General features: G+C 34.4%; 6 protein-coding genes. All 6 read left to right on the top strand.

Annotated elements, in window-relative coordinates; genetic code table 11:
* Positions 1–422: 422 nt before the first annotated feature.
* The gene (gene arsB / locus ACILQF_RS09215; protein WP_395627121.1) at positions 423–1,496 is read left to right on the top strand and encodes an ACR3 family arsenite efflux transporter; all 1,074 of its coding nucleotides are present in this window, start codon (positions 423–425) and stop codon (positions 1,494–1,496) included.
* Positions 1,493–2,266 carry a metallophosphoesterase family protein gene (locus ACILQF_RS09220; RefSeq protein ID WP_395627122.1) on the top strand — a complete coding sequence of 258 codons (774 nt, stop codon included), beginning with the start codon at positions 1,493–1,495 and terminating at the stop codon, positions 2,264–2,266. The genes arsB and ACILQF_RS09220 overlap by 4 nt, the downstream gene beginning before the upstream one ends.
* A gap of 392 nt (positions 2,267–2,658) precedes the next feature.
* Positions 2,659–3,219: an RNA polymerase sigma factor gene (locus tag ACILQF_RS09225; protein ID WP_395627123.1), complete on the top strand. Its 561-nt coding sequence runs from the start codon at positions 2,659–2,661 to the stop codon at positions 3,217–3,219.
* 326 nt (positions 3,220–3,545) lie between these two features.
* Positions 3,546–4,802, top strand: coding sequence for an MFS transporter (locus tag ACILQF_RS09230; protein ID WP_395627124.1), 1,257 nt, complete (start codon positions 3,546–3,548; stop codon positions 4,800–4,802).
* Positions 4,803–4,811: 9 nt separating this feature from the next.
* Positions 4,812–5,657 (top strand): ROK family protein, encoded by an 846-nt coding sequence (locus ACILQF_RS09235; RefSeq protein ID WP_395627125.1) that lies wholly within the window; start codon positions 4,812–4,814, stop codon positions 5,655–5,657.
* An 84-nt stretch (positions 5,658–5,741) separates the two neighbouring features.
* A partial coding sequence (locus ACILQF_RS09240) for a hypothetical protein (RefSeq protein WP_395627126.1) occupies positions 5,742–6,448 on the top strand: 707 nt, incomplete at its 3' end.

Genomic DNA, 6,448 nt, shown 5'->3' on the forward strand with positions numbered 1-6,448 from the left:
TTGAGCGGACCCCAGAAAAGGGAAAAGCAATAAAAATAGTAGGATAGTACTTTTGCAGAATTTTAGATTCATTTGTAGGCTTTAAATTTGAAATCTATGAATTATTAATGATTTTTCTAGTTTTTTAAATGCAAAACCCTTGTTCGAGCTTATTGTTGTTTTTAATTTATTGGCTTCAGAACAGCCTTGAATTAGGCTAATGACAGATATTAGCGTTCTCACTTTACCTGCTTTTTCTGAATTTAATTTAATTATAATGAGTTCTCATACAAACATTGGATTACGCGGCTGGTGTATTCTTGTATTACTGGGATTGCTTTTTTGCGCACTCGAAATCACATTCTTAATCCGATTGCATTATTAAACAAAAGTTAATTTAAAATTAACATATAAATCGTAATATTGCGATATAAAATTAATTTATGTCAGTTAGCAATTGCGCACCTGTAGTACAGAGAAAAAAGCTTGGTTTCCTAGATCGATATTTAACACTATGGATTTTCTTAGCCATGGCTATAGGAATCTCGATTGGTTATTTTTTACCTGATTCATCCATTTGGATTAATTCCTTTTCGCAGGGGACAACCAATATTCCATTAGCTATTGGCTTGATATTAATGATGTACCCGCCATTTACAAAAGTGCGTTATAACCGACTTGGAGAGGTATTTAAGGATACAAAAGTTCTTTCTATATCCTTATTTTTAAATTGGGTTATAGGTCCTGTTTTGATGTTTTTTCTGGCTTTGATTTTCCTACATGATTATCCAGAATACATGGTTGGGTTAATCTTAATTGGTTTAGCAAGGTGTATTGCCATGGTTATTGTGTGGAATGAGCTTGCAGAAGGAAATCGTGAATATGCGGCAGGTTTGGTAGCATTAAACAGTATTTTCCAAGTACTACTTTACAGCGTTTATGCCTATTTTTTTATTACAGTGCTGCCTCCATTATTTGGGTTTTCGGGTACTATTGTTCCCATTACCATGCTTGAAATTGCGATAAGTGTAGGTATTTATCTAGGTATTCCATTTTTAGCAGGCTTTCTTACGCGTTATTTTTTAATTAAGCTGAAAGGGGAAGAGTGGTTTACTGAAAAATTCATCCCTAAAGTCTCACCAATTACCTTGTTAGCTTTACTTTTTACCATTGTTTTGATGTTCAGTTTAAAGGGGCAATTAATTGTAGAGATCCCATTTGATGTGATTCGTATTGCCATACCACTCATTATATATTTTACATTGATGTTCTTTATCAGCTTTTTGATCGGGAAGAGGATGGGAGCAGATTATAGCACCAACACTTCCATCGCATTTACAGCTTCTGGCAATAATTTTGAATTGGCTATTGCCGTTGCCATTGGTGTATACGGAATAAATAGCGGCCAGGCATTTGCAGGAGTCATTGGTCCGTTGGTAGAAGTACCTGCCTTAATTATTTTGGTGAACGTTGCTTTTTGGTTGAGAGATAAATTTTATAAGAAAAACAAAATATGAAAATCGCCTTATTTTCTGATATACATGCCAATTTGCCGGCATTAGAGGCTTGTTTAGCAAGCATTGAGCAGCATGATGTAGATGCTATTTACTGCCTTGGAGACTTGGTTGGGTACAATGTTTGGCCTAATGAGGTTATCAATGAGATTAGAAGAAGAGGTATTCCCACTATTGCTGGAAATTATGATGAGGGCGTTGGTTTGATGAGTGATGAATGCGGATGTGCTTATAAGACTGATTCTGAAAAAGATATGGGAAAGATTTCAATTTCTTATACCAATAATCTGGTGAAGCCTAAGGAGCGCAATTACCTCCGGACTTTACCCTCACACATACGAATTGAATTTAAGCTAAACAATGCCCAGATGAACCTGATGCTGGTTCATGGTAGTCCGAGAAAGATAAACGAATACCTTTTTGAAGACCGTGAAGAGAAAAGCTTATTACGAATCTTGGAAGATGCTGATGCGGATATCCTCTGTTTTGGGCATACGCATAAACCATATCATAGGGTATTGCCAATGCTTGAGTCAGAAGGTCAATACTATCGCCATGCCATTAATATTGGCTCCGTAGGCAAACCGAAAGATGTCGATCCGAGGGGATGTTATGTGATTTTAACTTTAAATTCTGAGACTAGTAAATTAGATAAAAATGCCATTGATGTTGAATTTGTCCGCTTTGAATATGATGTTGAAAAAGCAGCAAAAGCTATTGAGGATAGTCCCTTGCCTAATGAGTTCGCCGATATGTTAAGAAGAGGTTTTTAAAGTTTAAAAAATCTTTCGATTGGCAAAGCTCTTTTGCTTTGTTGGGATCAATACTGAATGCTACGAAAAGTCGGGTTTAATTGTGGAAACTCATTTCAGGACCAGACAATATCGGTCATCTTAATTTTGCAAATCGCAATATCCTGAAATTGATACAGACAAGTGAAGCCAAAACTTTTAAGGGATATTTTTTGAAAATAATAATGATTTTTTTAGTCTGTTGAATGTAGACCCAGAAATTGATTGTTATTATTTGAAATTCTATAAAGAGCAGCATTAAAACAGGTACTTTAGGCATAAAGTGTTTATTCTCATAATTTTTTTTTCTCAAACATAATTAATACCTTGTTAATGAATTGTTAAAAAGATAAAAACAAATCCATGATTTCTTAATGCAAATTACTGAGGATTATACAGATTCAGAACTTTGGATAAGTTTTAAAAGCGGGGATAAAACCGCTTTAAAAACTATTTACTATAGGTATTACATGATGTTGTACAGGTTCGGTCTTAAAAAATCATCAAGCTCAGAATTGGTGGAGGACTGCTTACAGGATTTATTTTTAAAAATCTGGAAAAACAGGGATACTTTGGGTGATGCAGTGGTTATTAAAAGCTATCTCTATAGAGCATACATCAGAATCTTGTTCGATGCCATTAAAAAAAGTGAACGCACATATAAGGGTGTTGATCTCGACTTCGAATCCTCAGAAAGCAGTTTTGAAGAAAGGATAATCAAAAATGATTCTTTAAATGAGTCAAACATTCTTTTAGATAAAGCTTTGCAACATCTTACCAAAAGGCAAAAACAAGTAGTAAATCTTTATTATTTTGAGGGCATGCCCTACAAACAAATTGCAGAAGTTTTGCCTATGAAATATCAGGCAATTAGAAATTGCGTCCATGAGGCCTTAAAAGTTCTTAGAAAGAACATGGAATCAAGACCACTTTAAGTGGGACATTTTTTTTCATTTTTTAAGAAAATCTTACCTGTTAATAATTAAAGTCCACTTAATAAAAGGACACTAAATTCGATTCCTTTTTTGACTATATTTAATCCTATCCCTCAAGTTTTAAATTGAAAACTGCCGGTTTTTTTATCTTAATCATTTGTTTTTTACAAACATCAATGATTATATTTCATTAGGCGTAAGATTAGGACAAATTAAACTACCTCAAATTTTCTATTTTTCATTTATTTAAAAAGAAATGGGTACAAACTAAAAACTTGACTGTCTAACCTATTAGAGAATCAAACATTTGAAATAGAAAATTCATTATGAGTAGAAGTAAACTGATTTTAGCATTAATATTTTTAATATTTTTTGTAATTTCCTTTCTGACCAATATTCTTGGTCCCCTAGTGCCGGATATCATTAAGAGTTTCTCTTTAAGTTTAACTGCTGTAGCGTTTCTTCCCTTCGCTTTTTTTATTGCCTATGGTATTATGTCAATACCCTCGGGAATTTTAGTAGAAATGTATGGAGAAAAGACGGTGATGATTATCGCATTCTTCATCTCGTTTTTAGGGGCACTTTTACTAGTCATGGTTCCAGGATATTTCACCTATATGCTTTCTTTATTTTTCATAGGAATAGGTATGGCGATGCTTCAGGTTGCAATAAATCCCTTATTAAGAGTTGGCGGAGGTGAAGCGCATTTTGCTTTCAACTCAGTTTTAGGCCAGTTCTTTTTTGGTTTAGCCTCATTTTTAAGCCCATTAGTATATTCTTACCTTGTTTTAAATATTGGCACAAATAGCGATCAGAATTTTTTTATCACTCTTTTGGGTTATACAAGCCCTAAAGAATTGCCCTGGATTTCACTTTATTCCTTATTTGCCATTATTTCCTTGCTCATGGTAATCATCATTAGCCTTGTAAAACTTCCAAAGGTTGAACTTAAAAGTGATGAGAAAGTAGGGGCCTTAAAAACGAATATTGAACTTATAAAGAATCCTACCGTTATCTTGTACTTTATCGCCATATTTTCATATGTAGGTATAGAACAGGGGGTTGCCAATTTCATGTCTGAGTTTTTAAATAAATATCATCAGATCAATCCTCAAACAGGTGGTGCTTCTTCTGTTTCTTTATTTTGGGGACTTTTAACAATCGGAACTTTATTAGGTCTGTTACTCCTAAAATTCGTAGATAGTGGGAAGGTTTTAATATTTTTCACTACATCTGCTATAATAAGTTTAGCCTTTGCTCTGTTCGGGACTTCTCAAATTGCACTTATCGCATTCCCGATGGTTGGTTTTTTTGCATCTGTAATGTGGTCAATTATAATTTCCCTGGCCTTAAACTCAATTGAAAAAAATCATGGTGCAGTATCAGGCATTCTGATAACAGGCATTTGTGGTGGAGCGATCTTGCCACTAATCATTGGTTATTTAGGTGATATGGTAGATCTGAGAACAGGAATGATGTTTATGTTCATCCCACTTATCTACATAGCAAGCATAGGTTTTTGGGCTAAACCAATTGTAACAAATCAATTGATCACATTAAAAGGCCTAAAAAAGCAAAATTAAAATTTAATAATGACTGATCATATAATAGGTGTCGATCTGGGAGGAACAAATGTACGTTCTGCGCTGGTATGTGGTGAAAAAATTACAAAAATTGCTGAAGGTCAGATCAGTTCAAAAGGGACTGAAAAGGTTGTAATAGATGAGATTATTGCATGTATTGAGAATGTTTTCCATCAGGATACCAAATCAATTGGGATCGGGGTGCCCGGAATTGTGAATACCCAACAAGGAATTGTATATGATGTTCAAAATATTCCTTCCTGGAAAGAGGTCTACCTAAAAGATATCATTGAAAAGCATTTTAACATTCCAGTCTTCATTAACAATGACGCCAATTGTTTTGCCGTTGGCGAATCAATATACGGTCACGGGAAGGGGTATAACCATGTTGTGGGATTAATTCTGGGAACCGGAGTTGCAGCAGGAATGGTGTTAAATGGCAGAGTTTACGAAGGCAGAAATTGTGGTGCTGGCGAATTTGGAATGCTTCCCTATTTGGATAATAACTATGAGTTTTACTGCAGTGGTAATTATTTTAAGCATTTCCATCAAATTACTGGCGATCAAGCCTATTTGGAGGCTCAAAATGGAAACACAGAAATGATGGAGATCTTCTCTGATTATGGGAAGCATTTAAGTATGGTTATCAAGGCAGTTTTATTAACAATTGACCCTGAAATTATCGTTCTAGGTGGTTCTGTGAGTAAATCATTTCATTTATTCAAACAATCACTCATGAGTAACTTGCTGGATTTCCCTTACAGGCCAGTTATTGAAAATATTATTATCAAGTCGAGTTCAGGTGAAAATAAAGCGCTTTTAGGTGCGGCAGGATTGGGTAAACAAAGATTTTGAAATTAAAATTTTGATTCTTTTTGAAATTGAAAACAGTACAAATAATCATTTTTATCGTCATCATTATAAACAAGAATATCCATTATGAGCATGATACCTTCTAAATTCATCCTATCATTTCTTCTTTTACTGGCCTCGATAAGTTCCTTTGCTGCAACACGGATTCCCCTTAAAATCACAAAACACTCGAAAGGAGCACCAATCACTATTGGAATCCCATTTAATAATGGAGTATTGAATTCTCCGGATCATGTCCGAGTTTTAAATAAAAATGGTGTTGAAATCCCATCTCAAATCACTGAAGTAAACAATTGGCAACCTTTAAATAGTAGTATAAAATGGATATGGGTATTCTTTTTTGCCGATGAAAGTGAATCATACTCATTAGAATACGGTCAGGATGTTATCAGAAAACCATATATCGGTGATCGGGTTGTGATAAGAAATGTACAACCTATGGGTGCCTCAACAGAGGTAAACACAGGTCCGTTAAACTTCAAAATCAAAAAGGATTTCGGCGGTTTTTTTGAAACTGTTAAACTAGATATTGATAAAGATGGATTTACAGATAAAGATAATATCGCCAAAGGTGTTATTAACCGTGGTTCTTTTTTAGACTTAATAGATTTAGAAGGATTAGATAAATCTAAAGCAATAATAACGAGAAGTGTTATTGAAAAAGGTTCTGGTCCGCTGCATGGCATTATCAGACTAGAAGGCGAATACCAATATTCGAGGAAGGACAATAATTCTGCTCCTTTTGTAATGAGAATACATGTTTATGCCGGAAA

The organism is Daejeonella sp., assembly GCF_044232565.1.
In the GTDB taxonomy this organism is placed as follows: Bacteria; Bacteroidota; Bacteroidia; order Sphingobacteriales; family Sphingobacteriaceae; genus Daejeonella.

Bases quoted from the DNA above. Each gene is read 5' to 3' on its own strand.
- ACILQF_RS09220 (WP_395627122.1), top strand. From the start codon at position 1,493: ATGAAAATCGCCTTATTTTCTGATATACATGCCAATTTGCCGGCATTA.
- ACILQF_RS09230 (WP_395627124.1), top strand. From the start codon at position 3,546: ATGAGTAGAAGTAAACTGATTTTAGCATTAATATTTTTAATATTTTTT.
- ACILQF_RS09235 (WP_395627125.1), top strand. From the start codon at position 4,812: ATGACTGATCATATAATAGGTGTCGATCTGGGAGGAACAAATGTACGT.
- arsB (WP_395627121.1), top strand. From the start codon at position 423: ATGTCAGTTAGCAATTGCGCACCTGTAGTACAGAGAAAAAAGCTTGGT.
- ACILQF_RS09225 (WP_395627123.1), top strand. From the start codon at position 2,659: ATGCAAATTACTGAGGATTATACAGATTCAGAACTTTGGATAAGTTTT.